The organism is Alteromonas sp. 07-89-2, assembly GCF_013113925.1.
Taxonomy (GTDB): Bacteria; Pseudomonadota; Gammaproteobacteria; order Enterobacterales; family Alteromonadaceae; genus Alteromonas; species Alteromonas macleodii.
Genome location: NZ_VTYM01000002.1, coordinates 202331 through 225978, shown reverse-complemented (window position 1 = coordinate 225978; position 23648 = coordinate 202331). Strand labels below are relative to the sequence as shown.

General features: G+C 45.2%; 33 protein-coding genes. 4 read left to right on the top strand and 29 right to left on the bottom strand.

The features are described from left to right. Position 1: 1 nt before the first annotated feature. The 26 genes from F0261_RS02380 to F0261_RS02255 all read right to left on the bottom strand — a co-directional run bounded on the left by F0261_RS02380 (position 2) and on the right by F0261_RS02255 (position 15253). Entirely contained in the window at positions 2-220 is a 219-nt protein-coding gene (locus tag F0261_RS02380; RefSeq protein ID WP_171337132.1) for a hypothetical protein, read from the bottom strand. A gap of 2 nt (positions 221-222) precedes the next feature. Beyond that, positions 223-1848 carry a DUF935 domain-containing protein gene (locus F0261_RS02375; RefSeq protein ID WP_171337131.1) on the bottom strand — a complete coding sequence of 542 codons (1626 nt, stop codon included), beginning with the start codon at positions 1846-1848 and terminating at the stop codon, positions 223-225. Beyond that, complete coding sequence (locus tag F0261_RS02370) at positions 1848-3503, bottom strand: terminase family protein (protein ID WP_171337130.1); 1656 nt, start codon at positions 3501-3503, stop codon at positions 1848-1850. The genes F0261_RS02375 and F0261_RS02370 overlap by 1 nt, the downstream gene beginning before the upstream one ends. After that, positions 3503-4075 carry a DUF3486 family protein gene (locus tag F0261_RS02365; RefSeq protein ID WP_044446754.1) on the bottom strand — a complete coding sequence of 191 codons (573 nt, stop codon included), beginning with the start codon at positions 4073-4075 and terminating at the stop codon, positions 3503-3505. Before F0261_RS02365 ends, F0261_RS02370 begins: the two co-directional genes overlap by 1 nt. After that, positions 4072-4317, bottom strand: a complete 246-nt coding sequence (locus F0261_RS02360; protein ID WP_171337129.1) for a hypothetical protein — start codon at positions 4315-4317, stop codon at positions 4072-4074. Before F0261_RS02360 ends, F0261_RS02365 begins: the two co-directional genes overlap by 4 nt. Positions 4318-4322: 5 nt before the next feature. Beyond that, complete coding sequence (locus F0261_RS02355) at positions 4323-4616, bottom strand: hypothetical protein (protein WP_171337128.1); 294 nt, start codon at positions 4614-4616, stop codon at positions 4323-4325. Next, positions 4616-5005, bottom strand: a complete 390-nt coding sequence (locus F0261_RS02350) for a DUF2730 family protein (RefSeq protein WP_014976452.1) — start codon at positions 5003-5005, stop codon at positions 4616-4618. Before F0261_RS02350 ends, F0261_RS02355 begins: the two co-directional genes overlap by 1 nt. A 1-nt stretch (position 5006) precedes the next feature. After that, complete coding sequence (locus F0261_RS02345) at positions 5007-5231, bottom strand: hypothetical protein (RefSeq protein ID WP_014976453.1); 225 nt, start codon at positions 5229-5231, stop codon at positions 5007-5009. After that, on the bottom strand, positions 5231-5749 hold the full coding sequence (locus F0261_RS02340) for a hypothetical protein (protein WP_171337127.1): 519 nt from the start codon (positions 5747-5749) through the stop codon (positions 5231-5233). Before F0261_RS02340 ends, F0261_RS02345 begins: the two co-directional genes overlap by 1 nt. Continuing rightward, the gene (locus F0261_RS02335; protein WP_171337126.1) at positions 5749-6018 is read right to left on the bottom strand and encodes a hypothetical protein; all 270 of its coding nucleotides are present in this window, start codon (positions 6016-6018) and stop codon (positions 5749-5751) included. Before F0261_RS02335 ends, F0261_RS02340 begins: the two co-directional genes overlap by 1 nt. Beyond that, positions 6009-6539 (bottom strand): hypothetical protein, encoded by a 531-nt coding sequence (locus F0261_RS02330; RefSeq protein ID WP_171337125.1) that lies wholly within the window; start codon positions 6537-6539, stop codon positions 6009-6011. The genes F0261_RS02335 and F0261_RS02330 overlap by 10 nt, the downstream gene beginning before the upstream one ends. Before the next feature lie 52 nt (positions 6540-6591). After that, a complete protein-coding gene (locus F0261_RS02325) occupies positions 6592-7098 on the bottom strand; it encodes a hypothetical protein (RefSeq protein ID WP_014976457.1) in 507 nt (168 codons plus the stop codon). A 102-nt stretch (positions 7099-7200) separates the two neighbouring features. Then, a complete protein-coding gene (locus tag F0261_RS02320; protein ID WP_157160413.1) occupies positions 7201-7374 on the bottom strand; it encodes a hypothetical protein in 174 nt (57 codons plus the stop codon). A gap of 163 nt (positions 7375-7537) precedes the next feature. After that, positions 7538-8428, bottom strand: a complete 891-nt coding sequence (locus F0261_RS02315) for an AAA family ATPase (RefSeq protein WP_171337124.1) — start codon at positions 8426-8428, stop codon at positions 7538-7540. 17 nt (positions 8429-8445) lie between these two features. Next, entirely contained in the window at positions 8446-8883 is a 438-nt protein-coding gene (locus tag F0261_RS02310) for a hypothetical protein (RefSeq protein ID WP_171337123.1), read from the bottom strand. A gap of 8 nt (positions 8884-8891) precedes the next feature. Then, positions 8892-9323 carry a Mor transcription activator family protein gene (locus F0261_RS02305; RefSeq protein WP_171337122.1) on the bottom strand — a complete coding sequence of 144 codons (432 nt, stop codon included), beginning with the start codon at positions 9321-9323 and terminating at the stop codon, positions 8892-8894. After that, entirely contained in the window at positions 9320-9850 is a 531-nt protein-coding gene (locus F0261_RS02300) for a gp16 family protein (RefSeq protein ID WP_171337121.1), read from the bottom strand. The genes F0261_RS02305 and F0261_RS02300 overlap by 4 nt, the downstream gene beginning before the upstream one ends. Next, complete coding sequence (locus F0261_RS02295; protein ID WP_171337120.1) at positions 9851-10015, bottom strand: hypothetical protein; 165 nt, start codon at positions 10013-10015, stop codon at positions 9851-9853. Between the two features lie 71 nt (positions 10016-10086). Then, positions 10087-10263, bottom strand: a complete 177-nt coding sequence (locus tag F0261_RS02290; RefSeq protein ID WP_171337119.1) for a hypothetical protein — start codon at positions 10261-10263, stop codon at positions 10087-10089. After that, complete coding sequence (locus tag F0261_RS02285; RefSeq protein WP_171337118.1) at positions 10238-10930, bottom strand: DUF3164 family protein; 693 nt, start codon at positions 10928-10930, stop codon at positions 10238-10240. The genes F0261_RS02290 and F0261_RS02285 overlap by 26 nt, the downstream gene beginning before the upstream one ends. Further along, positions 10927-11208 (bottom strand): hypothetical protein, encoded by a 282-nt coding sequence (locus tag F0261_RS02280; RefSeq protein WP_014976464.1) that lies wholly within the window; start codon positions 11206-11208, stop codon positions 10927-10929. The genes F0261_RS02285 and F0261_RS02280 overlap by 4 nt, the downstream gene beginning before the upstream one ends. Continuing rightward, positions 11205-11513: a hypothetical protein gene (locus tag F0261_RS02275; RefSeq protein ID WP_014976465.1), complete on the bottom strand. Its 309-nt coding sequence runs from the start codon at positions 11511-11513 to the stop codon at positions 11205-11207. The genes F0261_RS02280 and F0261_RS02275 overlap by 4 nt, the downstream gene beginning before the upstream one ends. 2 nt (positions 11514-11515) lie before the next feature. Next, positions 11516-12055: a hypothetical protein gene (locus tag F0261_RS02270; RefSeq protein WP_014976466.1), complete on the bottom strand. Its 540-nt coding sequence runs from the start codon at positions 12053-12055 to the stop codon at positions 11516-11518. A gap of 2 nt (positions 12056-12057) precedes the next feature. Then, complete coding sequence (locus F0261_RS02265; RefSeq protein ID WP_014976467.1) at positions 12058-12768, bottom strand: AAA family ATPase; 711 nt, start codon at positions 12766-12768, stop codon at positions 12058-12060. Continuing rightward, a complete protein-coding gene (locus F0261_RS02260) occupies positions 12765-14921 on the bottom strand; it encodes a Mu transposase C-terminal domain-containing protein (protein ID WP_171337117.1) in 2157 nt (718 codons plus the stop codon). The genes F0261_RS02265 and F0261_RS02260 overlap by 4 nt, the downstream gene beginning before the upstream one ends. Before the next feature lie 5 nt (positions 14922-14926). Further along, positions 14927-15253 carry a helix-turn-helix transcriptional regulator gene (locus F0261_RS02255; RefSeq protein WP_014976469.1) on the bottom strand — a complete coding sequence of 109 codons (327 nt, stop codon included), beginning with the start codon at positions 15251-15253 and terminating at the stop codon, positions 14927-14929. Positions 15254-15379: 126 nt separating this feature from the next. On the opposite strand from F0261_RS02255, the gene F0261_RS02250 reads away from it, so the two are divergent. The 3 genes from F0261_RS02250 (at position 15380) to F0261_RS02240 (ending at position 19132) form a co-directional block, all read left to right on the top strand. Next, entirely contained in the window at positions 15380-15943 is a 564-nt protein-coding gene (locus tag F0261_RS02250; RefSeq protein ID WP_157160416.1) for a helix-turn-helix transcriptional regulator, read from the top strand. Positions 15944-16485: 542 nt separating this feature from the next. Beyond that, entirely contained in the window at positions 16486-18780 is a 2295-nt protein-coding gene (locus tag F0261_RS02245) for a bifunctional diguanylate cyclase/phosphodiesterase (RefSeq protein WP_061485811.1), read from the top strand. Between the two features lie 193 nt (positions 18781-18973). Beyond that, complete coding sequence (locus tag F0261_RS02240) at positions 18974-19132, top strand: YqaE/Pmp3 family membrane protein (protein ID WP_014949371.1); 159 nt, start codon at positions 18974-18976, stop codon at positions 19130-19132. Between the two features lie 145 nt (positions 19133-19277). Here the strand turns inward: F0261_RS02240 and F0261_RS02235 are convergent, their stop codons facing one another. The 3 genes from F0261_RS02235 to F0261_RS02225 form a co-directional block, all read right to left on the bottom strand. Next, complete coding sequence (locus tag F0261_RS02235; RefSeq protein WP_014949372.1) at positions 19278-19733, bottom strand: hemerythrin domain-containing protein; 456 nt, start codon at positions 19731-19733, stop codon at positions 19278-19280. A 229-nt stretch (positions 19734-19962) separates the two neighbouring features. Beyond that, a complete protein-coding gene (gene gdhA, locus F0261_RS02230) occupies positions 19963-21318 on the bottom strand; it encodes an NADP-specific glutamate dehydrogenase (protein ID WP_014949373.1) in 1356 nt (451 codons plus the stop codon). A gap of 7 nt (positions 21319-21325) precedes the next feature. Then, a complete protein-coding gene (locus F0261_RS02225; protein ID WP_171337116.1) occupies positions 21326-22954 on the bottom strand; it encodes a diacylglycerol kinase family protein in 1629 nt (542 codons plus the stop codon). Between the two features lie 150 nt (positions 22955-23104). Here F0261_RS02225 and F0261_RS02220 point away from each other — a divergent pair, with 150 nt between their 5' ends. Beyond that, complete coding sequence (locus F0261_RS02220; protein ID WP_061485814.1) at positions 23105-23635, top strand: DUF2878 domain-containing protein; 531 nt, start codon at positions 23105-23107, stop codon at positions 23633-23635. The last annotated feature ends 13 nt before the right edge of the window (positions 23636-23648 follow it).

The window sequence follows — 23648 nt, the reverse complement described above, 5'->3', positions numbered from 1 at the left end:
GTTAGAGCCTATCCAGCTTGCTGTAATCGTTATCAAGCATCGCCCACATAAGTATGAGCGAATACAAAAAAGCGACGACGATGCGAAAGTGCTCAAGTGCATCGAAATGGCTTAGTATTACGAATATCCACGGGCCAGTAATTAATAAGTGCCCGCCCAAAACCACACCAATAATTCTGGTGTAGTCGTTAAACCAAAATCGTAGCCATGCTTTCCGCATCGTTATCTCCCCTCATTCACATCAAATCGTCCGCTTAACTCAGCTGCGGTAAATGCTTGGCCCAAAAGTAGTTGATAATCTTCAATGGGCAGTTGGTCTTCTAGTTCCAGCAGCTGCTCTAATAGCGCCTCCAATGAATCAGCATTAGCTACGAGTGATTCAATGGGTTGCATTAACTGACTGAACGATTCGCCAGCCTGTTGTGCTAAGCGCTTGGTGAGCACATCCGTACCGTCGTCTTTCGGTTGTTGTGCTTTAAGTGCAGCGAGCGCTAAACGCAATGCAGCGGTTTGCGGCTCTTGTTTTGGGTCGTCCTTATCCGCATCTTTTTCCTCTGGCTCGTTAACAGCAGGTGTGGCGACAGCGCGAGCCAAGATGGCCTCTTCGCCTTCAGGCTCTGGAATGCGAAGCTTATCTTGTGCCCAGCTGGCCGGAATGCGAAAACCAATGTCGACCAGCTTGGGTAGGCTCTCAGCGTATTGGCTGATGTCTTCGGGCTCTTGTGTGTCGAATATAATGCGCGGCTTACGTCTTGGGTCGCCTCGGTAGCTTAGGCTGTTAAGCGCGTGCATAGGCAACACAAGGTCGCGATTTAACGTATTGGCTATTTGGCGCAAATCGTGGTCGCGAATGTCTTGTCGTACTTCATTGTGCACATTGCCTAACGCTTGGCTGCCCGTGCTGTCTACCTGCGATGTGAGGGTTTGACCCAAAATGACTTTGGATTGAATGCGCTCACACCAGCTCATCATGGTCATGAAGGGGTCGCTGCCGCCGCCTTTCGCTGCTTCGTGAAATTCAATTTCCATGCCTTTGGGGATTATGCCCCCAGCATTGTGGCCAATGCCGAGTACTGCCTGAAGCAAGCGGCTCTTTTCAGTATCAGTTGCACCACTAGGGTATTTACCCAATTTAATAGGAATGCCGTAGATCTCTAAGAACTCGGCTAGGTCGCGTACAGAATAGTTTTTGAATATGAACGGCCATGCCAGCTGACGAATTAGGCCTATACGTGCGGCATAACCGCTCTTTGCAGGGTGGCGGTGCTGCAGCCAGTTAAGCGGGCGTAGTTTCTCGCCTTTGCCCGTTTGGTCTCGAAGGGCAATGCAGTCTTGGTCGTCGTGGTGTAACTGAAACCACGTAGCAGGGCGGTGCACGAATGCCTCAGGAATACGGAAGTTATTGTAAAAGCCCCATTCATACTCAATGTTTGAAAAGCCTTTTAAAATGCCGTCACCCATACCAAATATGATGTTGTGCCAGTCTTCCACATCTTTCAGCATTTGCTCTATGTTGGCCGCATCCTTTTGTTCCTGGGCCGAAGCATTCACAGGCGGCTCTATCTGCCAATCGATATCGGTTAGCGCCATCTTACGCTTGAATATTTCAGCCTGGATGTGACCGTCTTTCTCTTCGATGTCTTCAGCCAGATAGCACTGTTCTAATAAGCTACCTTGTTCAGCATTTTTAAGAATGACCGCCAACGTGGCAGGCGTTAGCCCAGAACTTGGATGCTCAGCAAACTCGCGCCGCATTTGCGCCACGCGTGCTGAATTATCGGTTTGTTTGGTTTTAAGGGCGCGTTCGCGTACACGAAAGCGCGTACCGTTTTGCTCGTAGGTTTCCATCAATAACACCCACTTTGTTGGATTGAGTAGTTGTCGTCATTGTTGCGGTTGTCGCGCCTTTCGGCTTTAGAAGGTAGGCTCATGTAGTCAATTTCACCGCCCTCCATTTTACTGGCCGCAACCATCATGCAGCAGGCAATAGCGCCGTCGCCATGTCGCTGTTTTTTGCTGTCGGTTTTCGCATCGGGTATGCGAGGCACGCCCCGGTTGTTAATTTGAATAGAGCGCAGGTCATCCAAGATGTCAGCGTCACTCGGCAGGATAATGGTGAAGTCCTCAAAGTGGGCTTTCATAGGCGGCATGCTTTCTCGATACCAGTTTTCGGTGATCTTGACCGACTCGATAAGCCCCGCGCCGTAGTGGTCAACTGCTTGCTCTGCCAAGTATTCACCGTTACCCGTGGCATCCAATTGCGCGCCAATAAAGCGCGGTAGCCTGTCGATGATGAAAAATAGAATTTGCTCCTGCTGCTTGTAGGGAATGTTTTTAAGTTCCACCACAAGCGGTACACAAAGGCTTAAGTCTTGCTGTATTGCGCCAATCCATAAACACGTTAAGTCGCCAGAACGCGCAAAGTCCTCCCCTAAGCAGTGGCGCTGCTCTGGGTTTAACTTCTCTAGCTGTGGCAGTAATACCTCTTTGCACCAGTCTTTAATATCAGCAGCGCGCAAGTCAGGGCGCATCTGGTTCCACTCAGCACTTTGTGCGTAGTGGACTACGGTGGGCTGACCATTCTCGTCGGGTTGCACCATGGCCTTATCGATAAGGGCACGGCTGATGTAAGCGCCACCACCCGATTTAGGCACACAGAAGTATTCTTCCAGTGCATCCTCTTGGCTGGCGGTATCGTTAAGTAAATCGTCCTTCCACTTTTGTTCGGCCTCTTGGCTCCAGTCATTCCCTTTAACCTGGCATATCCGCTGATATAGCCCTTCATTACACGCATCATCTAGCGTAATACGATGAATGCTGTAACGCTTTTTGCCTGCTCGGCTGTCTTGTATTAGCTGGTTAAAAAGGTTCTCTGCACCGTTGTGAGTGCTGATAAGGCGCACCTTTGCGCCCCACATGGTAAGTGCAAGTGCGGCCTTGAGTACTTCCGCTAATTGGTCGTGAAAGGCGGCTTCATCAATCGTTACGTTACCCTGCATACCACGCAGGTTAGACGGCTTCGAGCTCAGCGCTTGTATTTTAAAACCACTGGCAAAATGAATAACGAAGGTAAGAATTTCTTTGCCTTCTTGGCCATCATCAATGAACAGCTCTTCTTCAATGTCACCTGCAGCTTTATCAAAGGCTTTTGCCCACATGGCCGCTGCATCAATGAACTCGCGGGCCATTTCCTTATTCGAGCCCACATAGAAGTGATTGGTACCGTGTGCGCTTTTGGTTCTACTGGCGGTAAGCACAGCGTCTGACGCTTCGGCCCACGTGATACCGGTTCGACGGGACTTCTCAGCAATCTTCAGCGGTGAGTCATCGGCTACCCAGCGTTTCTGGTACCCAAGTAAAAGTTCGTTCTCATCGAAGGGAATGAAGGTAGGGAGGCCGAACCGCGTTTCTAGTCTGTCGCATTGCTCAATGGCTTTTTGATATTGCGTTTTACTGGGCCTGATTTCCTTAGGTGTAGGGGCAGGCTGTGGTGGCAGCTTCATTAGGCAATCCCCAAAATCTCACGCTTGATTTGCGCAGCACCATCTGCGGTTAATCCCGCTGCTTTGGCGACTTCTGCGGCGCGCTCTGCGGCTTCTTCCGCCATGGCCTTGCGGATTTCTTTTTCACGCTTGGTACTTTCAGTAGCGGCTTTCTCAAGTTTTTCTACTCCAACGGCAAGTTCTTTAATGAATTTTGGGGGAACCGCCTCACCAGACTCAGACAGTTTTAATACTTGGTCGAACGCTAGAGTACGAACCATTTCAATGAGCACTTTCGATACTTCGCCCGTTGGCTTACCGCCTAGCTGGTCTACCCATTGTTTTGACACTTCACGGGCTTCCTGAATTCGACTGCCCACTGTGGCCATGCGCGTGGCATAGCGGTTAAGGCCGCTACGTGAGATATGTTCTTCTTCGGGTAAGCCTGCGTCACGTATTAGGGTGTTAACCCGTTCAAGCACTTCGGTTTGTGTAACGGATTTATCGCGCAATAGCTCAATCAGCTCAGACTTTATGTCGTCGGGAAGCTGGTCTATTTTGCTGGGCTTGCCACGGGTGCGTTTATCGCTCATGCGTTCTCGTCATCCTTATGCTCTTGAAATGCCTTAAGCACCTGTTTGCGGATGCGTGGCACGGCTTTTTGGAATTCATCTAGAAGCCTGAAACCTTCAGGGAATTCTTTGCGCATATGTTCACGATATGATTTAGCGTGTTCGGGAAAGACCTCGTTGCCAATTTCTGAAACAATGAATGCATGAACAAAACGAGTAATCATTTCTTTTTCAGCTTTAGTTGCTACTTTGCGCTTAGCCAATATTGCTACCTCGGTCCTGGGCGTTTAACACCTGGTGTGGTGGCAAGGCCTCGTTCAACGTCTAGGCCGCGCTGTGTAATGCGGGCTATGGTGTAACTCTCATGATGGTCTAAGGTGACTAAGCCTTGCTCTTTCAACCAATGAAGCTGAGTGCCTAGCTTATCGATGGTCATTGTGTTGCCGTACTGTGCACATATGCTTTGAATAATGCTGTTATTCGCGGCGTAGTCATCCATTGCTGCTAGGCAGTGCAAGATGCTTAAGCGCTCGTGTTCGTTTACTATAATTGCGATTGCCATTAGTTCTTGTCTCCGCGCAACTCGTTTTCAAAAAGTATGTTTACGTTGTTTAACACCTGTTTAAACAAAGGTTCCATGCCTTCTAATCGTCCATTTAAACGGGCTATTTCTTCTCGAAGGGCGGCGCTTTCTCCGGCACTTGGAAGGTGCTTAACGTGGCTGTCAATTTCATGCACCTTATCGCGTAGCTTGTAGTGCTCAATCTGATGGTCTTTGAACTTCAGTTCGTTTAGTTTGAAGCGCTCTTCCTGGCTGTTAACGTGCGCTGCTAACTCTGTCTTTGTCGCGAAATACTTGCTCAGCCAATAAAGTCCAGCCATCAGCATTACTGATACAAAGAACGAATAAATCTTCCAGTTGTCGTTAAGGTGGCTTACTACATGTTCCATGCTATCGATTCCCGTTCTCTACATCTTGTTGGCAATCGGCGCAGCGCTGAGCATCGACTATTATTCTGCGGCGTTGAGTTATATCGGCATCACAGCGCACGCATAAAGGTGCGCCATGCTCATCAGTTTTAATGGGTGGTGTAGGTGTTACTTGGTTAGGCCTAAAGCGCGTGGCCATTCGTTTAAAAGGGGCGCTGGCTTTATCTGCCATATCCGCTGCATCCATCAGCTGGCTCCCTGCTTGCTGAACTTATCCCATGTTCTAAAGCCAAACCAAGCAAGCACTGGCGAAGCGATAAGTAGCGCTATCTCCCAATTGGCACCACTGCCATGGTCGAAGGCATTGAGCAACTCCATTACAAAGATATACGCCACTGTGAACCAGCTGTGCCTTGACGCTATTTCAGGGCGAAATGTTTTAATTTCTTTACCCGAACGCAGGGTTTCTTGCTGCTGAGTATGCATCCCCAAATCATGAGTTAGCCTGGCTTTCTCTCGCTCGGCTTCAATTTGTGCTAGCCCTAGCTCAATTTCGCCTACAACCTCGGGCGGCAAGCTGTCTACGGTGGCCTTTACCTTGGCTACGCTACTAGGCGATGTGTCGCCGTTAACTGCCTCTACGACATCAGCAATGGTGTGTGCGACTTGCTCTGTCGTACCGCCTTTACTCTCACCAAGAATGCGAATCAGTGACGGACCATATTTAATGAGGGCTGAAATTCCTGCAGTGGCTAATACAGACATTAAGCATGTGCTCCAAGTTGTTTACGTATTTTAGTAATGTGTTGCTCGGCATTCAGTCGCTGAGGTGTCTCACCATTATTTAGGTAAGCTTCCAGCTCTTGGCGCGTCACACTATTCCAGCCCTGCCGCCAGTACCAATGAGCAGTAGCGCGATAGCTGCTTTCAGGTAACAGCGTAAGGGTTCCCGACATTCTCGCTTGTTTCTCGGCTTTAAAACGAGCACGGCGACCCGTGTTAAACCATTCTTGGTTAAATTTGCTTACGGGCATGGTGGTGTGCTCAAGTCTGAAGGCGTTAGGCAGTAAAGATATGCATGAGCATTGTCTAAGTAGTGTTGAACTGTGCCTTTACCTGCCATTGAGTTGTAAAACTGTTTCCAGTACTCCGCGCGACCTCGCAATGACGAAGGGATTGGCTCTGGCCGTAAGCGATAGTGCAGACGACAGAATATGAAGCTAAGAAGCGGGTCATTGGCCAAATCGGTATGCACCAGCTTTCGAATGTCGTAGCCGAAGTGCATATGAATAGTCTTTACCAATCGCATGGGTGTGCGGCTAATGATGTCTTGAAACCCGATTAAATCGTGCTGATTTAAGCCCATGCCAGCACCGCCAGGCGTCGGGTCTTCATAAAGGCCAAGGCACGTTTCAGCTGCTGCAGTTTCAAGCAGCAGGTTCGTAGCACAGCCAGTCGAGCCATGGCCCAACACATTACAAACTTGATGTGCTAAAGAAAGAGCTTGAATTTTCGACTTAAGGCCGTAGTAGTAAGTGAGATTTTCTTGGTTCATGCCGCCATCGTAGCGATGGCGGTGAGATAGGTGGGATTAGTCTGGGTTTAGGTTAACTTTTAACTTCAAGTAAAAAACGTTTGAGCGCATGGTATGACTTACTATCTTTACCATTGTCTATGATAGCGTCCTCTATTGTACCGTCGGGCGTTTCAACTCGCATCCACACTCTATTGGCGTTTTCAATGCTCTCAAGGGTTTCTAGACTCACTGAAAAAGCTTTCGAACTGTTTCGCGTATAGCCATCGACGTCGTAACTCGAAACAAGTTGGCTTTCTTTTAACGTGATAATGTCACCGTCAATATTTAACTGCGCACCAAAAATTGGAGTGACGTTATTGAATACTTGAACGATCATAAAAGCATCATCTGGATACTTACTATTCCATTGAAGACCGAAGCCAGTGCAAGTCATGTAAGTGCAAGCGTTACCGTGCGGTGCGATATTAACGACTTTTGAATTATCAAAACCAGAATGACTGACTTTTGGGGCTAGCCCAGACGTATTTGAACAAGCGCCAATGGCTAAAGCAGAAAGAAACACGATAGTTCTAAACATATTAAACTCCTTTTAAAAGCCAGTAGAATGGATCGCATTTTGAATTCAGTCAAATTTAAACACGTTCTGTAAATAAAAAGCCCGCACTTGGCGGGCTGACGTTCATCGTTTTAACGCTTCTATCAGGCTTACTTGCTGTGACTGAAGGTAATGAAGTAAAACGGCAAGCTTGTGTGTTGAACATATACCTTCTGGTACGGAACTCAACAATTCGATCAAAGCCTCCTGGCATAAAATCAAAGTGTCTAGCTCATCAAAAAGTTCGGTGTTTTCCATTTGCATTACTCCTTGCAAAAAAGCGTGAGAGATACCGAAAATTTCTCTCTCTCAGTGGATGCGATAATACTCATGCCAGCGATTTGCGGACTACTTTATCTTCCAACTGCAAGGAGCAGACTACTACTTAATTTACCTTAAGGGGTGGCTACAACAACTACAACTACGACAACTGGTAAAATATGCGAGTGTGGCGTTTAGAGCTTTTCCAGTAAATACCGTCGTATTTTTCTAGTCTAGCGCGAGCGGTCTTATCATCTTTGGCATATCCAGCGGCGTTAAGCAGGTCGCCTTTTCCAACTTGGCCTTCTCGAACTAACACGTGCTTAACCTGGTTTACAAACTCAAGGTCTTGTTCTGAGGCTTGCGCTTCAATTAAATCTACCTCTTCTAGGTCTAGCGTATTCGGGTCGATATCAAATGCTTTGTCGACAATGGCGGCACGTTCTTTCCTGACCTCAAGAATCACACCTACGCCTTCAGCAAGCTCTCGCTTCTTAAGCTGATACATATTGTCTAGGCTATTTCGAATTGCATTACTGCCCTGGTAATTGCGCCCGTCTTTATTGCTGTGGCCGAGTATAAGAATGGTACCGCCCGCTTCTCGAATATCTTTTAGTAGGTTCATTACCAGTCCAATTTTGGCTTCGTTGTTTACATCGGCGAAGTCTCGAAGACTGTCCACAAAGAAGATCATGTTTTCAAATTGATTGGCAGTTGCGTTTTCTGCCAACGTTCTTAAAAGCTCGAACGGGGGCAGGGGGCTTTTGCTACGTTGCACATAGTGCAAGTTTGCATGAGGTGCGATAAGCAGTTCGTGTACCTTGCGCTCTTTCAATACACTTAGAGGGTTGTCAAAATCTAAGTAGAACACTTGTTTCATTCGGGGAGCACAGTACTTAGCCAGCGCAAACGCTAACCAGCTTTTGCCATTCCCACCATCGGCATACACCATGGTCATCATGCGCTTAGTGATGAAGCCTTCAATAACGAAATCTATCTTTTGATTAAAATCAGCTTCGCACAGGCTTGCTTGTGTGAGTATTTGGAGCATTTATTGGTCCTTTCTTATTAGAGTTCTTCTAGCGCTTGGTATTTGATGGTGTGATACACGCCACCAAAATGTTCAATGTCTTCATCTGTAAAGCCAGCAGCAATCAAATGGTCTTTGGTTAAACTTTCAAACAGTTTGAATAAAAGCTTTGAGCCGCGTTTAGAAAGCTCCACACAGCCAAACAATTCGTCCATTGGAATATCTTCAGACTCGGTTTCTTTTTCTATCACTGGTATTTCTCCTGATAATTTGTTGTTACCGCCGTAAAGCAGTTTGTTTAATACTGGCGTTACCCTTAAGCCCTCCACCTGAACACGTCGCACCACTTCTTTGACGACAGTTGCGGGTAACTTGCTTCTAATCGCCAACTCGCGAGTGCTCTCAATTCCTCTGCCATCTAAAATGGCATTGAGCTGTAATTGCGTAATGGTGTGGCCGAGTACTTGTAGAGTCATCGTTTCACCTACAAAAGCTGTGGTTGGATTTTGTTGCGATATTCTTCACGCTTGGTGCGCAGAATCTCGTAAACACGAATTTGATTGAGTTCAGGACAGTATTCTTTTCGTATCTTTTCTACTGGCCAGTTGTGGTTGTGCCACAAACGAAACATTTGAATGTCTCGTAGTTCTTGTTGAAGGCGCTCACCGCGTGGTAAGTATCTACACTCACCACCTTGGTAATGCGCTATTTCTGCGATAAGTTGGCAGCTAAGCTTGTAAGCCTTGTTATCTTCGATATTTGCCTTTTTAAGGCGGCGCTCACAAATTAAAACCAATGCCCACAAGTGCTCTTTGTATCTGGCCATGGCTAGTGCTTTGTCGTCAGCTAAATCCGGCAGGTGCTCCAATAGTGAGTCAAAGTCATCATCAAAATCGAACTGCTCTTGATTGCTCACGGCATCAGCTCCTCAAAAGCGCTTTTTACATACTCGTAAGGCGCTTTTTCTGTACTCCACACCTTTCTATGCCCTTTCAACACGGTGTACCCTTCAGCAATGAGTTTTATTGCCATCTCACGTCGATGCCAGTTCTTTAGTGACTCCAGTACTTGTGCCAAGCTCTCATCTTTCAGCCAGCCCACGTGCGACACGTTAACAATGCGAGACACATAGGCGTCTAATGCACTCTCAGAACCGTCTCGCACAAAACCTTGCTGATACATGGTTATCCAAATAGCACGTATTTTGTCTATTCCCGTACCTTTAGACTTGGGTGACAGTCTGCGTCCAGAAGATGCTTTTCTGACTTTGAACCCTTTATCTTTCATTTCGTCCATGACGCGCTCAAGCTGTTCTACGTTCATGCCTGCACATGAATTCGTCCCTGTAACGCGTTGAAGCAAGTTGCGGTAACTGTCCTCATCCATTTTGAGCTGCGCTTTTGCGACATGAATTTTGGTAATTAACCCGCGCTTGATAGACATTTATTCGTCTCCGATTGGCAAGCTGTCAGCCGCGCCTTGAAAAAACGCTTGAGCAAACAGCAACGCTGCAACTAAAAGTGAAAACGCACCTCCCCAGTTGTATCCGAAGTAAAAGCAATACGCCGTGGCGTAAAGAAACATCATAAATAAACAAAGACGTAGCATGGTTTTCTCCTTTCCCTAAACAAAGCCCTGAACGTTCAAGGCTTTGGTTAAGGGCCCCGAAGGGCCGCTCGTTAGTTAGCTGGCATTATTTCTAGCCACTTTTCGTTGTTGCTTTCGTCGTGATACACGTTCATCACGTAAGTTTCTTCTACGCCATCAACGTCTGGCGGCAGCTGCGCAACGGCTTCGGCTAGCTCTCGTTTCGAGCCAATGTGGGTTCGGCTAAGCACTTTCGGTTGGTTGCTCATTTTTTAACTCCTTGTTGGTGTCAGTAGTAATGTCTGAGATATCCAGGGCAAGCTGGCGATACGTGCCATCTTCGAGACGGAAATAAATGCGGAAGTACTCAGCACTGCTATCAACCTCAATGGCGTCAGCCAGTGCGGTCATGGCCAGTTGCCATTGCTCGTCTTGAATGTTGTGTTGGCGAAGGCTTAGTACCTTGGCAGCGCTAAAGCGCCCGTGCTTATCGGTTTTAAATGCGCCTTGCACAATGGCTTGGAGGTTCTTGTTACTGCCTTTTGACCAGCGTTTGATGCACTCGTCAATCATTGCTTTTGCGGCTACAAGGTTTTCGTTGAAACACAATCTGTCTTGACGGCTGCGCTCAATCTTTATGCGACGGTCAAAACTATAAAGCGTGACATTGCCCTTGGTGCCGCCCAGGCGTTTGTCATAATTCTTCATTGCGTGACTTACAAACTCAGCAACGTCTCGTTTCAACTTTTTTGTGAACGCTTGTAGTTCGTCATGCACCAAAATTGCGTTAAGAAATAACTCTCTTGTTAATTTGTCCCGCTCAATCTCAAGCGGCTTGATACGGTCTTTGCGGCGTAGGTTGCCCTCACCATCTTCCATAAACCCAGTCGGGGCTTCTGGTTTGGCAATTTGATAAAGCTTGTCGATAGATGTCATGCGTTTAGTTCCTGTTGTGGTTCTTCATTGGTTAAGTGCCATTGCACAGTGCAGCCGTATAGTCGTGTAGCCATCATGTGACAGCGGCCAGTGTGCGTTCCCGTAATTGAAATCAGTGTTCCTTTAACCCGCTTATCTCTTGGCGGGAGGATATTGATAACGGTGGATGTGTCTTGGATAGACAGGCCAGTGATGGCACACCCTTGTTTGATGAGGTGCGTCATCGCCAGGCTCGCCTTATCCACTCTTTTCTTAAAAGCAGTGTTATAAGCGTTCATTGCTTGCTCCTGTGTATGCAGTTTTGGCACGCTCTAAAAAGCCTGACGCGCTGCGGGTTACTTGCCGAAAACGGTCTTATCTGTTCGTTTAAACAGCGTTTAACCGCTATTGAACCAAGCACTGGACAGGTCACTGTTAAATTTGCGTACGCTGCCAGTACTTTCTTTTCAATATTGCTAATGCTTCCTGGATACTTTTCATTGAGTACCTGCGAAAGCGTGGTCTTACTCATGCCCGTGTCTAACTCAACCTGACGTCGGCCCAGCTCCTTGACTTTTTTCAACAATAATGCGAACCACTCCATGCTCATCTCTCCTTGTCGGGCTTAACAAGTTGTTTAAGGTTCTGGTCCCAAAGCCCCGACTTTTTGATCACTGGATATTTATGCCCAGTATTTTCTATAAGAAGATACTTGCAGACGCGCGGACCTGTTTGCAGCCCTTTGCTCCGCTGGTTGCGTGTCTTTACTACGTATCTGTATTTAACTAAGTCACTGATAAATCGAGTGACGTTTTGGCGGCTAGTACTTGCAGCTGCCTGCACTTCTTCAACGGTAAACTGGCTGTTTAGAAACCGAATGGCTTGCCATATTCTTTGTCTTGCGTTTGCCTTAGGGTGCGGGTTAGGCCTACTTCTGTTAAAACTAGGCTCCTTACCCGTTGCCTCATAGACATACGGTTTTGCCGATTTATTTACCGCTTTAACGTATTTATTTCTTACAAACTCATCCATGACAGTCTTGATTTTTGGCATCGGTACTTTCATTGCTCTCGCTAAGTCGGTACTGTGAAAATCAGGCTGTTTCTTTATCCACTCCCAGCTACGCTGGCTGAGGGTCTCTCGCATATTTACAACTCCGCGACGGGGAAGAATTGACGGCCCGCCCATTGATCAGCATCGATGGTTTTCAAGCTGTTCGACTTAGCGAACTTCTCTATGCTCGCAAGGCCAGTGGTGATGCGACGAAAGTTACCTTTAGAGGCATCTAACAGTTCTTGCAGTAAGTCGGGTGCAATTGCCGTGTGCTCAACCAGCTCACTCGCCATAATTGAAATGTCTTCCTCGTCAGCCTTTTGAAACTGCACATGCTGACTAATGCGTCCGAACAGTTGCGGAAGACGCTTTATCTTTTTTGGAAGGTGTTCATACCCGATTAAAACAATGGGCACGCCAGACAAGTCGTAAATGTCACGGATGGTTTCTAGCACTTCAGTCTTGTCAGCGAGGTAGTCCGCTTCATCAATAAAGAGCGGCTTGCCTGTGAGCGCCAGTTCTCTAACAATGAAATTGATCATGTCCGCTTTTCGCTGACGTTTATCTAGCCCTAAGTCCTGTGCTAGTCGCTCTAGTAGCGTGCCCATTGTGTCGCTTTTTAAGCAGCGCACTAAAATGCCGTCAGCTTGAACAAACAGAAACGCACCTGCAGTTGTTTTGCCTAACCCAGCTTGGCCCGAGAATAAGGCCATGGCGGGTGAGCCTTCTTGCGCTGCTTGCTCAACGGTCTGGTAGGCGTCAAATGCGGCCATGACGTTTTTAGTTTTTGCTGTGATTGCCTTCATCGTTTATTTCCTTTGCTTTCTGATGTGAAAAGTTTGTCTAACATTTGCGCCGAACGTCGGTTGTCACGTCGGTATTGATGTAGCCACGCTTTTTCGGTTGGGCCTAAGCGGCCATCAATATTAAGTTGTGTGTAATGGCGAGCCTTGTGGTGTTCGTTTTGATAAATGGGCTCACCACTGTTTCGAATGGTTTCGATAGCATTGAGCTCGTCTCTGCGTTGAGCCAGTTCGTCTTTTCGTGCAGTTGAATAACCTTCCTGTTTTGGCTCTGCATGCGAAATAGAATTTATGATCCCAGATGAAACTTGCTTCGATGGTTTAGGGAACGATTTGAGCCCTTGAGTCTGTGACTCTCGATAAGCCAAGAACTTTTGTGCAACGTCTGATACATCGAATTCCTTGGACGCTTGCTTGATTGCGTCGCGCTCACTGCGGAGCCTGGCGCGCTGTATCCGCTTAGCCTCTTGTGCATGGTTCATCGTAATTTCGTTATCGACCAACTCCGGATTGAACGCTTCACAAATGAACTCTCGCTTTACCGGATCGAAAACATAAATTTTGCCAATATCATCGGGGTTAAAGCGGCAGTGAACACGCTCACCAATGTAAGCGCCAAGTTCCGCGTGAATGTACTCAACACCCTCAACGCTGATACCTTCTTTACCAACGGTTCTAAATCCTTTTTGGCTGGGTACCGGTGCAAGTAAAACGTCCAATAGCCGCTCGTTATCCAAGCGTTTTATGGTTTGTTGATGCTGAGTGAATTTCTCAAATGGTGTGCACTTAAGCTCACTGTGCTCGGTATGGTCGTAGTGGTAATCAAGCCAAGAGTTAATGAATTTTTCGAAGTCAGTTGATGAGATGGATACATCAAGTGCGACTTTATCTGCGCCTTTTTCTCGTCGCTCTATTAAGCGCTGAGCAAAACTTAGGCGAGCATTTATCTTTTCACGATCACTAACGTTATGACCGATGTAGCCCGATAGCATCTCGGCAATACCGTGGCTAAACGTTCTGAAGAAACGTTCTATGAAGGGTTTTTCCCAGCCGCTGTAAGGATTGGTAATTTGGTTGTGTATACCAAGTGCATCCCATATCGCGAAGATATGCGCAGAGCAATAGTCAGCCCCATTATCTGTTCGAGCGACTTCTGGAATACCCCAATCAAGGATTGTATTGCGGATTAAAAGTGCAATACCTTCGGCATTCGATGTAGGTTTTAAAACGACTTTTACACGTCGTGTAAACACATCAATTACACCAATAATTGAGTATCTACCATCGGTAAGCATTACGTCGGCTGGTGTGCTATCAAATTCCCAAAGTTGGTTGATGCGTTCAACACCTGCACTGCGGCTGCCAAAAGCTGCCATGTGTTTGTTCTGCCAGCCACTGGCATCCATAAGAGATAGGAAAGTGGTTTTGTTTTCATCTTTCCATTTACGTAGCCAATCGCGGCACGAAGAAGGTGAGGGCGTTGGGTATTTTCCACCAAATTCCATTTTTAAAAGCTCCGCCAAACGCTGGCCTTTAATGTGTGGGAATTGGTGGATTAGCGCGACACAGTACCGATACATTTCTGATGTACTGTCTATCTTTCCCTTGCCTTTATTCTTCCCATAATTGGCCTTTAGTCCTTCTATACCATTTTTTTCATATGCCTTTTCCCAACGCTGAAGTGTTCTATTACTCAGTTTTGGTATTACTTTATAGACTGATTCATTGAGCTCTACGGATTTAGAATTGTATGCATCCACAAAGCATTTGAACGACGATATCTTCCCACTTTCAGTAATCGAAGATCGCGCGTACTTAACAATTAGAAGCGCAGCTTTAGTCCTGTCATCAAGATTGATCAACTCACTTGTATCAGAGTGGACAGCTTTCGACCGTTCTTGAGCAAGTTTATCTCTTTCTATTTCAAAGTTTGCTGCTTGAGTAGCTCTTTCTTCGATACTACGTAAGCTAACGTAGTGAGTCTTCAATGTACTTTTTATATCCTCTGGGAGAGTGTGGTAGTTGTATTTCACAACTGAGGTGTCATTGTCGTCGCTAGAGACTGGCACCCAACTTTCTTTCGTTGCTCTCTTCCTAATCCATCGCGGCGTTACATCCAGTGCACTTGCAATTTCTCTTACAGTGAAGTTCTCCATTAGCCTTACTCTTCAACAGCTAAGTTTGTTTTCAAATTAGAAGCATCACTCAAGGAGTTTTTTGTGCTCTTTAAAGATTTATTTGCTACCATTTTGCTGTGAAGGAAACGTCTTCGTTTACCATTCTCGTGATATCTAGATGGCCAAATTTCTTTTGGGTGAACACCAAGTTGATTTGCAATGACTCTCTCAGGCTTTTCATAAGGGCGGTGCATGGCAGAAGAGCAAGCTCTCGGAGTTAGGCCATTGGCAATAGAAAGTTCTTTGAGGGTAAGTTCTTGTTTTCTAATCGCCGCGACGATATCAGCTGGGTGCCAGTCATGTTGTGACATAAATTGTACCTTGTTTGTGTCAATGTACATTTAATAAAGCACACAAAAGTGTGCAATGTAAACACGTAATGCATACAAATGTGTGCTTATGGGTTTATGTTATTGATAAAAAAAGAAAATAATTTTATGAAAACAGAAGCGTTTTGTTCGTATTTAAGAGATGTGAGGGTGTCCGCAGGTGTCACGGTTTCAGAATTGAGCAAAAAATACGGATGGCATCGAAATACGATAGGAAGATATGAAAAAGACAGGCTTTGTGATATCGAATATCTCTACGCTCTCTCTAAAGAAGGGAATATCTCTTTAGATTCTCTGCTCACAGAGCGTTTGAGAGCGGGTATGCTTAATGAAGTCGAAGAACTACGCTCCCCCAATTTTAGATTTTCCCAATTGCTTAATATTCAGTCAAAGAATACTGGTGATTTTGTCCGGATAAAAATTGACTACTCTCATTGCGAACCGATTATTCCTACTGGTTGTTTAGTTGAAGTTACTACGGAACTTCCAGAGATAAAACCAAAGCAATACCTGGTAGTAAAAGATGAGAGCAATAAAATGCATGCATGTATGGTTATGGAAAAGGATAAAAAATTGTACGTATTATTCTTAAAAGGTATGCCAGAAATGGTAGAGCTAAATTCCGATAAGGTGAAAGTAATCGGGAAAGTCAGTTCAATTTTGCTCGTTTAGTAGCTTTAAAATGGGAACTAAAAGGGGATCTCTAGATCCCACTTACAACTACTTTAAAATAGATAAATGGCCTTATTTCTAGCTTTGATTTATTAAGCTGAGCGTCTCTGCAGCCTTTGTTTAAACTGGGGTTGAACACTTTTCGTTGCAATATCAGCCAGACGCACATTTCATTTGCCAAACTTCACCTCCATTTCTAGGAACCTTCTTACTTTCGCCAAACTACTCTGTTTCAGCGCTACTTTTATTTTGCATTTATGAACTTAGCTGAGCCCTTATATTACAAGGCTTCCCGCTAATTCCCGCCAAATATTACTGGATCCCACTTAATTGCCATACTAATCTGTCATCTACAGTGTAATTCTTGTTAAGGTGACCCTGTACGCTCACTTTTAATTGGCCTTGTTAATTGTAACAAAGCGTTAAAATCTAAAATTTACAGGATGTTATGTCTGTTCCTATTTTTATTATTCGGCTATGCTTTTCAATACTTAGTCATACTGTCTGCGACATAAACAAAACAATTTTTACGAGGCACTATAGTGCAAAAAACACTTAGTCAGAGTTTGTTCCAAACCCTATTCATAGGGATTGTGATAGCATCACTTCTGATAATTGGAGCAGTGTGGCGCTCAGCCAATACTCTCGTTGTTCAAAACATTGACCACAATATTGTTTTAGCAGAGAAAGTATTCGATAAAGTGGTTGCGGATCGTCAAGCTGTCATACGCAACGTTTCAAAAGTACTGTCTCGCTCATTTGATTTCAGGCGTGCGGTTGGCACAGAGAATATACCTTCTATTGAAGCGGCGTTTACCAGTTACGCGCAGCGACTAAACACCGATATCATCGCTCTGGTAAGTCTAGACCATCAAGTAGTTGTAACGCGTACAGACCTATTCGAAGTCGGTCAAAATGTGGAAAGTAGCCTTGCATTGGTTGCTAAAGGGAAAGACAGCGGTTTTTTCGTAGTCGATAATAAATTAGTACAGTTAAATCTAATTCGCGTAGAAATACCTACGCTTAGATATTACATGCTAATAGGCGTTGAGTTTGATAGCAGATTATTAGAAGAGCTAAAAGCGCTCGTAGACGCTGAAATTATTATCTCAAGAACTGATACCAATGACGTTCTTACGACTACCTTAAAAGAAAATGATGCGCAACGGATCCTCGCGTCAGAACACGACCCCTCGTGGATAGATGTAACCTTTAAAGACGAGCTTACTTACTTTGCCCGTGAGGTGAATATCGCCTCTGATGGCAATTTGCCGGTTAAGATAACTCTAGCTGTAGATACAACGTCTTCATTTAGTGCTTTCACACGTATTCAATTGACGATTCTGGCATTTTGCTTAGTCGCAATATTCATTGCTCTGGGTCTTTCTCTGCTGCTTGCCAGAAACGTGAGTCGACCAGTGTCTACCTTGGTAAAAGCAGTGAATAAGGTCGCGTCAGGAAGCTATGGCGCAACCCTTGACGCACCGTCGAACCTCAAAGAGATTACCGAACTTGCCAACGCAGTCGACAGCATGCAAGCAAGTATTAAAAGCCGTGAAAATCATATTCGTTATCAAGCAGAGCACGACGTGCTTACCGGGCTTTTCAATCGGAACTATGTTGAAGGCTTCTTTGAGTCAGAACTTCAAGAAGAAAGAGAGTTACAGGTTGTTGCCATTACCGTAATCGGATTTCGAACCATTAACGACCTCTACGGTTACTCTAACGGCGATAATACACTGAAAGCATTGGCCGAGAGGCTTCAGCGTTGGCCTGGTACATCCGCAAGATTAGCTGGCGGTGAGATTTTATATATTACGCAAGATTCACTTAATGATGACCAGCTCGAAACGCTCAAGCACATATTAGAGCAACCAGTGGAAAGTAACCTGATTGCAATTCCAGTAAAAGTCGCCATGGCGGTTATCCAGTGCCCGCAAGATGCAACAACATCAGAAGAATTATTCAGAAAAATGAATATTGTTACTGATGAAGCGATACACAGCGACAGCTGGTGCGTTCGCTATAGGACAGAACTAGAAGATAAATACAATCGCAGACTATCAATTACCACTGAACTAAAACGTGCACTGGCTAGCCAGCAAAACGAACTGTCTATGGTTTACCAGCCAAAAATAGATCTGCAGACTATGAAAGTATGCAGCATGGAAGCGCTTATTCGCTGGAATAATAGTGTTCTGGGCTTTGTTCCACCTGATGAGTTTATTACCATTGCTGAGCAAGCAGGGTTAATTGAGCAAGTTACGACTTGGGTAATGAAGCAAACCATTTCAGACTTAGCTTATTTTAGAGGCATGGGGTATGGGTTCACCGTTGCGATGAACTTATCTACTCAGGATATTCAAAATAAGGTACTTCTAGGGAAGCTGGTGTCGCTTTTAACTCAGGAAGGCCTGTCACCTGAAGCTCTGGAACTTGAAATAACAGAAAGCGATTTAGTTGCTGACGCCTCGCTTGCTATTGAGAACCTTAATGAACTAACGGCGCGGGGCTTTCATTTCGCCATCGACGACTTTGGTACAGGCTATTCGTCGTTAGCCTATTTAAAGAACTTGCCCGTAAAAACGATTAAAATTGATAAGAGTTTTATTCTGTCGCTGGCGAGTGATGAAAACGACCAGCAAATTGTTCATACCGTGCTGAGTTTGGCGAATGTGTTTAATTTAAAGGTTGTGGCTGAGGGTGTTGAAGACGTAGCGTCGCTTGAAATCTTAAAGGACTGGGGCTGTGATATCGTTCAAGGTTATTACATTAGTCGCCCACTTAGCCGTTCAGACCTTGAAGACTGGCTTCAAAATACGCCTTTCGGTGAATAGCTATTTTTTCAAATTAAATTTATTGTTTTACAGTAATCACCATGCCTTTATCGCAGTATTTGGCGACATGGCATCGTAAATGCAAAACTAATAATGAAGCGTGTAAAACGCTCTGCGGGCCTGATTTCTTCGCCAAAGTGTGAGTATTTTGCCCACTGAGTTGTGAAATTACTTCAAAAACAAGGAATTTATTATGGACATCATTCGTATACTTTTATCGATTTTACTTCCACCGCTGGGCGTATTTTTACAAGTGGGTATCGGTGCTCACTTTTGGATTAATATCCTTTTAACTATTCTTGGCTATTTCCCAGGTGTTATTCACGCTGTTTACATCATCGCTAAAAAGTAGGTGGTGAAAAACGCTGTATTTGCGGCTATGCAATGCGAGTACAGCAACCAAATATGAAATAAACAAAAGCCAGCTTTAATAGCTGGCTTTTTACGTGATGACGTTTGTCGAATAGGACGATTTCGGCAACGTGACATATCCCATGTTAGGCGGTGAGCTTTTCGTCGTCTAACTCTTGCTTCATCTCTTTTTGATATTCATCTGCAAGTTTTGTTTTTTGGCGGTCATTAAGCACATTGCCTGCAACTTGGAAGAATTCCTGTTCTTCGTCGGCAAGGTGATGTTCTACCTTTTCCTGAAGTGTTTTCAAATGACGCAACCAAGCTGGTGAACTCATATCCGTATCATCGAGCTTTGCGAGTAGCTCATCAATTTCGTGATGCTCTGCAATGCCGTGACGTGTTAAATCTACAGTGGCATCTTTCTCCAGAAGATGAGAATAGAAATGGCGCTCTTCAGCGATGGCATGACTTTCAAGTTGTGTCTTAAGCTCTTGATAATATTCACGGCGCGCAGCAGTGTTTCCGCTTGTTTCAGCTAGAATTTTAAGCAGTAAACGTTGCTTTTCATGGTCTTGACGCAAAGCTTCAAAAATTTTCATGGGTAGTTCCTTATAAATACCTAAAAAATGAATCACACCTGTGGTAATGCTATTTTTATTCCATTAGTGAGATATCTGTTACGCGCTGATTTTTAAAAGAAATTTCAAATGAAGTGACACAGAGTCATTGAATTGGGGAAGGGGACAACGCAAATTTTACAAGTCAGTTTCCGATAAATTCACGGCAGTGAGTCCGTGAATTTACCGAAAGAGGGAGATGGGATATGTGCTACACGCCTTGTGCGACCATGGCGTCAGCGAGTCTACGAAATGCTGCTACATTGGCGCCTTTCATATAATCAACGTAGCTGCTTCCAGCATCGCCTTCAGATTTACCCTCATCAACACAGCGCTGATGAATGCTTTCCATAATTGAATAGAGCTGTTCATCGAGTGCGCTTGCGTTACGTTGATTGAACATGGCGTTCTGGCTCATTTCTAAGCCTGATAGCGCAACGCCGCCAGCGTTAGATGCTTTGCCTGGTACGTATGCAATTTGGGCGTCTAAAAACAAAGCCTGAGCTTCGTTTGTGCACGGCATATTCGCACCTTCTAATACCATTTGACAGCCATTATCTAGCAGTGATTTTGCATCTTCTTCAAGTAGTTCGTTTTGCGTAGCGCAAGGCAGTGCTATGTCGCATTTTAAATGCCAAGGCTTTTTATCAGCTATCCACTTGCCCATGTTTTCATCTGCCATGTCAGCAAGGATATTGTTGCGGTTTGCATGGTTGTCGATTGCCCACTTAAGCGCGGTATCAGTTAACCCATTCTCATTATGTAAAAGCCCTCGGCTATTAGACAGCGAAATCACTTTTCCGCCTTTCTCTACCGCTTTAAGTGCAGCATGTAACGCTACGTTACCGGCTCCAGACACTGCAATGGTTTTGCCTTCAATTGGAGTACCTTGATGTCGACATACCGCTTCTAAAAAGTAAATTAAGCCAAAGCCTGTAGCTTCAGTACGTACATAGCTACCACCAAATTCTAAGCCTTTACCTGTTAATACGCCTTCGAACTTATTGTTTAGTCTGCGATACTCGCCATAAAGGTATCCTATTTCTCTTGCGCCAACGTTTATGTCACCTGCAGGTACATCGGTATTTGCGCCAATATGTCGCTGTAATTCACGCATGAAGGCTTGGCAAAACAACATAATGTCGCGATCAGTACGCCCTTTGGGGTTAAAGTCTGACCCGCCTTTACCTCCGCCCATGGGTAAGCCGGTCAGGGCATTCTTGAAACACTGTTCGAAAGCAAGAAACTTAAGCACCGATAAGTTGACGGTAGGATGAAAGCGCAAGCCACCTTTGTAAGGACCCATGGCTGAATTGTGCTGTACACGCCAACCTTGATTGACTTCAATATCGCCATCACTGTTCATCCACGACACGGTAAAATAAATAATGCGTTCAGGCATGCAAATGCGTCTTATAATATCGAACGCTTTGTAGTCTTTGTTTGCATTGTAAATAGGAACAATATCTTCTAATACTTCGTGTACCGCCTGTAGGTATTCCGTTTCGTTAGCAAATTTCTCATTAAGAAAGGTATAGATTTCTTCAAAGTTACTTTTCTGAGTCATGTACTGCTTAATCCTTTTCTTCAAAATTAGTGAGAACGTTAAGGCTTCGAGGGCATGTTTTTATCTCAAGCTTTTCGCCTTCGTAGATCTCGCCGTCGACAGCATACGCCGTGGGCTTATCAAATGTTAACGTTATGCTTGATGCGCGTTCGTGCCGTATTGATTCAGATTGCTTCTTTGCTTCAGCTGGACTTAGCACTAGCTCTGCTAACGATGCGAATTGTTTATCAGAGCTGGGCTGAGGTAATAGCCAGGTCAAATCAAGCTTTCCATCGGTGATGTCGGGCGGCTCTGCGCCCTGAGCAAGTGCTGTGGTCATTGGGGCTGCGTTTGCAATAACAAAGCTCGGCGTTTCTAAGGTTTCAGCTGGCTGGTTGTCTTTTGCTACTTTAAACGTCATGTTTTCATTATTTGAAATCGCGTTCCATAGCCCTTTTAGGTAGGCAAACTGGCCGCCTACATTCTTTTCTTCGCGATCAGCGGCCGAAATCATTTTTTCTTCGAAGCCAACTGCTGCCACCAAAAGCATAACGTGGTCGTTACAGGTCGCGGTATCTATGGCTAAGGTGTTGCCCTCTATAATGATGTCGCATGCTGTACTAATAGGCATGACTTTACTAATGTAGCCATGCAACACTTGGCTTAGTGCGTTTGCTGTACCAAAGGGGATAATCCCCATGGTAACGTCGGTGTTGACCAAAGCCGAGGCGACTTCAGTTAACGTTCCATCGCCGCCGCATGCGACAATAATGTGGGCGCCGTCTTGTTTTGCTTTCTCTGCTAGTGCCTTACCGTCTACTTCAGGTGTGGTTTCTTTCACGGTCACTTTGAATTTTTCATTTAATCGAGAAAGAACGTCATCTCGGTATTGCTCCCATTTACCGCCACCAGCAACTGGATTAACGATAAGGGTTAGATTCTTTTGTAGTGAAAGTAGGCCACCATCTCTGATCTGCTGCAGCGATGCTAATTGACGTTTGTTGAGCCTTGCTGTTTGGCGTATCTGGTTAATTTCACGCAATGCATCATCTACACTCAACGTAGGTTTTTTGGCCAGTAAATAGGCTGCAACCACCAGAACAGAGCGACCTCGTCCAAGCGCACAATGCACAACAACATTTTTCTTTTCAGAAATTTGCTGGTTCAACCAATTTATTGCTAAAACAAGTTGTTCAGGAGTGGGGCTGGTATGGTCGAGTACCGGTACGTTTAAATAGCGGTAATCTTCTTGATATGCCGTCCAATCCAGTCCGTCAAATTCAGCGGTTACGTCAAGAATGGCATCAATGTTGTTTTCGTTTAAAAGGCTAACGTGTTTTCCCGACATGCGGCACGCAAGGAATAAGTGCGGCTCAATTTTTTGTAGGGGAGGGACTTTATCCGTTCTGCGTGCGTATTCATTGTAAAGCCAAGAGCCCAGTAAAAAAGGTACAAAAATCCAGCGTATGTAGAATGGTATTGAGCCATCCTCACGTTTGCGAAACAGGCTTGGATAGTTGAGCAAATAGGCGCTGCTTACGGCAATAAGGGAAAATGCAATCCAACCAAATAACACTTTCAATAATATCACTGGCACGGTCAGCGTTAGTGCTAACGCCACTAATGCACCAAGTACGTAATACTTCACCATTTTCACGATTAACACATCCTTTGTAATTGGAAAGAGCAAACAGTCTATGCATCTATACTTACACTGGAGCGTTTTCGTTTACTTTTGTCGCAATAGGGTTGAACTATCACGTACCGGTAAACGTATGTTTTGGTATTGAAAATATGAGCGTTTCAAATGAAGAATAGTGCAGTACTAAAGGTTGCGAACTTTGTATGGTTCCAAGGAATTTGGTGGCTGGTCATCTTGTTCCAGAATAAAGCAGTAATTCCAGTGTTAGGGTTAATCCTTCTATGGATAGCCATTTCGCCCAAGCGAGTGGCAGATATAAAGCTAATGGGCACGGTATTTTTACTGGGCACGGTGGTTGATGCACTTTTAACCCTAAGCGGGCTGTTCATTTTTAACGAGACTGAAACGCTGGTCAGCTTCTGGCCAATTCCAATTTGGCTAAGTCTTCTATGGGCAGCCTTTGCAGGTACGGTCTATCACAGTTTAACCGCCTTTAATGGTCGAATGGCCGTTGCGGCGGTTGCTGGAGCTATCTTCGCGCCGCTCAGTTATATCGCCGGCGCCAAATTCGGCGCGGTTGAATTGGGCGCAAGCGTAGTGCTTTCTTATATTTTTATCGCTCTAGTGTGGAGTGTAATCTTCCCGCTGTGTTTTTATTTATCCAATCGTTTTGAGGCAAAACAAGCCCAAGCGTAAATGCAAGGAGTGT

Coding starts and splice junctions, on each gene's coding strand:
- F0261_RS02265 (WP_014976467.1), bottom strand. CDS start 12,768: ATGAAGGCAATCACAGCAAAAACTAAAAACGTCATGGCCGCATTTGAC.
- F0261_RS02235 (WP_014949372.1), bottom strand. CDS start 19,733: ATGAAAATTTTTGAAGCTTTGCGTCAAGACCATGAAAAGCAACGTTTA.
- F0261_RS02370 (WP_171337130.1), bottom strand. CDS start 3,503: ATGAAGCTGCCACCACAGCCTGCCCCTACACCTAAGGAAATCAGGCCC.
- F0261_RS02380 (WP_171337132.1), bottom strand. CDS start 220: ATGCGGAAAGCATGGCTACGATTTTGGTTTAACGACTACACCAGAATT.
- F0261_RS02330 (WP_171337125.1), bottom strand. CDS start 6,539: ATGAACCAAGAAAATCTCACTTACTACTACGGCCTTAAGTCGAAAATT.
- F0261_RS02285 (WP_171337118.1), bottom strand. CDS start 10,930: ATGACATCTATCGACAAGCTTTATCAAATTGCCAAACCAGAAGCCCCG.
- F0261_RS02270 (WP_014976466.1), bottom strand. CDS start 12,055: ATGCGAGAGACCCTCAGCCAGCGTAGCTGGGAGTGGATAAAGAAACAG.
- F0261_RS02335 (WP_171337126.1), bottom strand. CDS start 6,018: ATGCCCGTAAGCAAATTTAACCAAGAATGGTTTAACACGGGTCGCCGT.
- F0261_RS02250 (WP_157160416.1), top strand. CDS start 15,380: ATGAAAACAGAAGCGTTTTGTTCGTATTTAAGAGATGTGAGGGTGTCC.
- F0261_RS02320 (WP_157160413.1), bottom strand. CDS start 7,374: ATGGAAAACACCGAACTTTTTGATGAGCTAGACACTTTGATTTTATGC.
- F0261_RS02280 (WP_014976464.1), bottom strand. CDS start 11,208: ATGAACGCTTATAACACTGCTTTTAAGAAAAGAGTGGATAAGGCGAGC.
- gdhA (WP_014949373.1), bottom strand. CDS start 21,318: ATGACTCAGAAAAGTAACTTTGAAGAAATCTATACCTTTCTTAATGAG.
- F0261_RS02310 (WP_171337123.1), bottom strand. CDS start 8,883: ATGACTCTACAAGTACTCGGCCACACCATTACGCAATTACAGCTCAAT.
- F0261_RS02275 (WP_014976465.1), bottom strand. CDS start 11,513: ATGGAGTGGTTCGCATTATTGTTGAAAAAAGTCAAGGAGCTGGGCCGA.
- F0261_RS02260 (WP_171337117.1), bottom strand. CDS start 14,921: ATGGAGAACTTCACTGTAAGAGAAATTGCAAGTGCACTGGATGTAACG.
- F0261_RS02365 (WP_044446754.1), bottom strand. CDS start 4,075: ATGAGCGATAAACGCACCCGTGGCAAGCCCAGCAAAATAGACCAGCTT.
- F0261_RS02375 (WP_171337131.1), bottom strand. CDS start 1,848: ATGGAAACCTACGAGCAAAACGGTACGCGCTTTCGTGTACGCGAACGC.
- F0261_RS02355 (WP_171337128.1), bottom strand. CDS start 4,616: ATGGCAATCGCAATTATAGTAAACGAACACGAGCGCTTAAGCATCTTG.
- F0261_RS02350 (WP_014976452.1), bottom strand. CDS start 5,005: ATGGAACATGTAGTAAGCCACCTTAACGACAACTGGAAGATTTATTCG.
- F0261_RS02295 (WP_171337120.1), bottom strand. CDS start 10,015: ATGCTACGTCTTTGTTTATTTATGATGTTTCTTTACGCCACGGCGTAT.
- F0261_RS02290 (WP_171337119.1), bottom strand. CDS start 10,263: ATGAGCAACCAACCGAAAGTGCTTAGCCGAACCCACATTGGCTCGAAA.
- F0261_RS02240 (WP_014949371.1), top strand. CDS start 18,974: ATGGACATCATTCGTATACTTTTATCGATTTTACTTCCACCGCTGGGC.
- F0261_RS02315 (WP_171337124.1), bottom strand. CDS start 8,428: ATGCTCCAAATACTCACACAAGCAAGCCTGTGCGAAGCTGATTTTAAT.
- F0261_RS02325 (WP_014976457.1), bottom strand. CDS start 7,098: ATGTTTAGAACTATCGTGTTTCTTTCTGCTTTAGCCATTGGCGCTTGT.
- F0261_RS02340 (WP_171337127.1), bottom strand. CDS start 5,749: ATGTCTGTATTAGCCACTGCAGGAATTTCAGCCCTCATTAAATATGGT.
- F0261_RS02255 (WP_014976469.1), bottom strand. CDS start 15,253: ATGTCACAACATGACTGGCACCCAGCTGATATCGTCGCGGCGATTAGA.
- F0261_RS02220 (WP_061485814.1), top strand. CDS start 23,105: ATGAAGAATAGTGCAGTACTAAAGGTTGCGAACTTTGTATGGTTCCAA.
- F0261_RS02345 (WP_014976453.1), bottom strand. CDS start 5,231: ATGGATGCAGCGGATATGGCAGATAAAGCCAGCGCCCCTTTTAAACGA.
- F0261_RS02300 (WP_171337121.1), bottom strand. CDS start 9,850: ATGTCTATCAAGCGCGGGTTAATTACCAAAATTCATGTCGCAAAAGCG.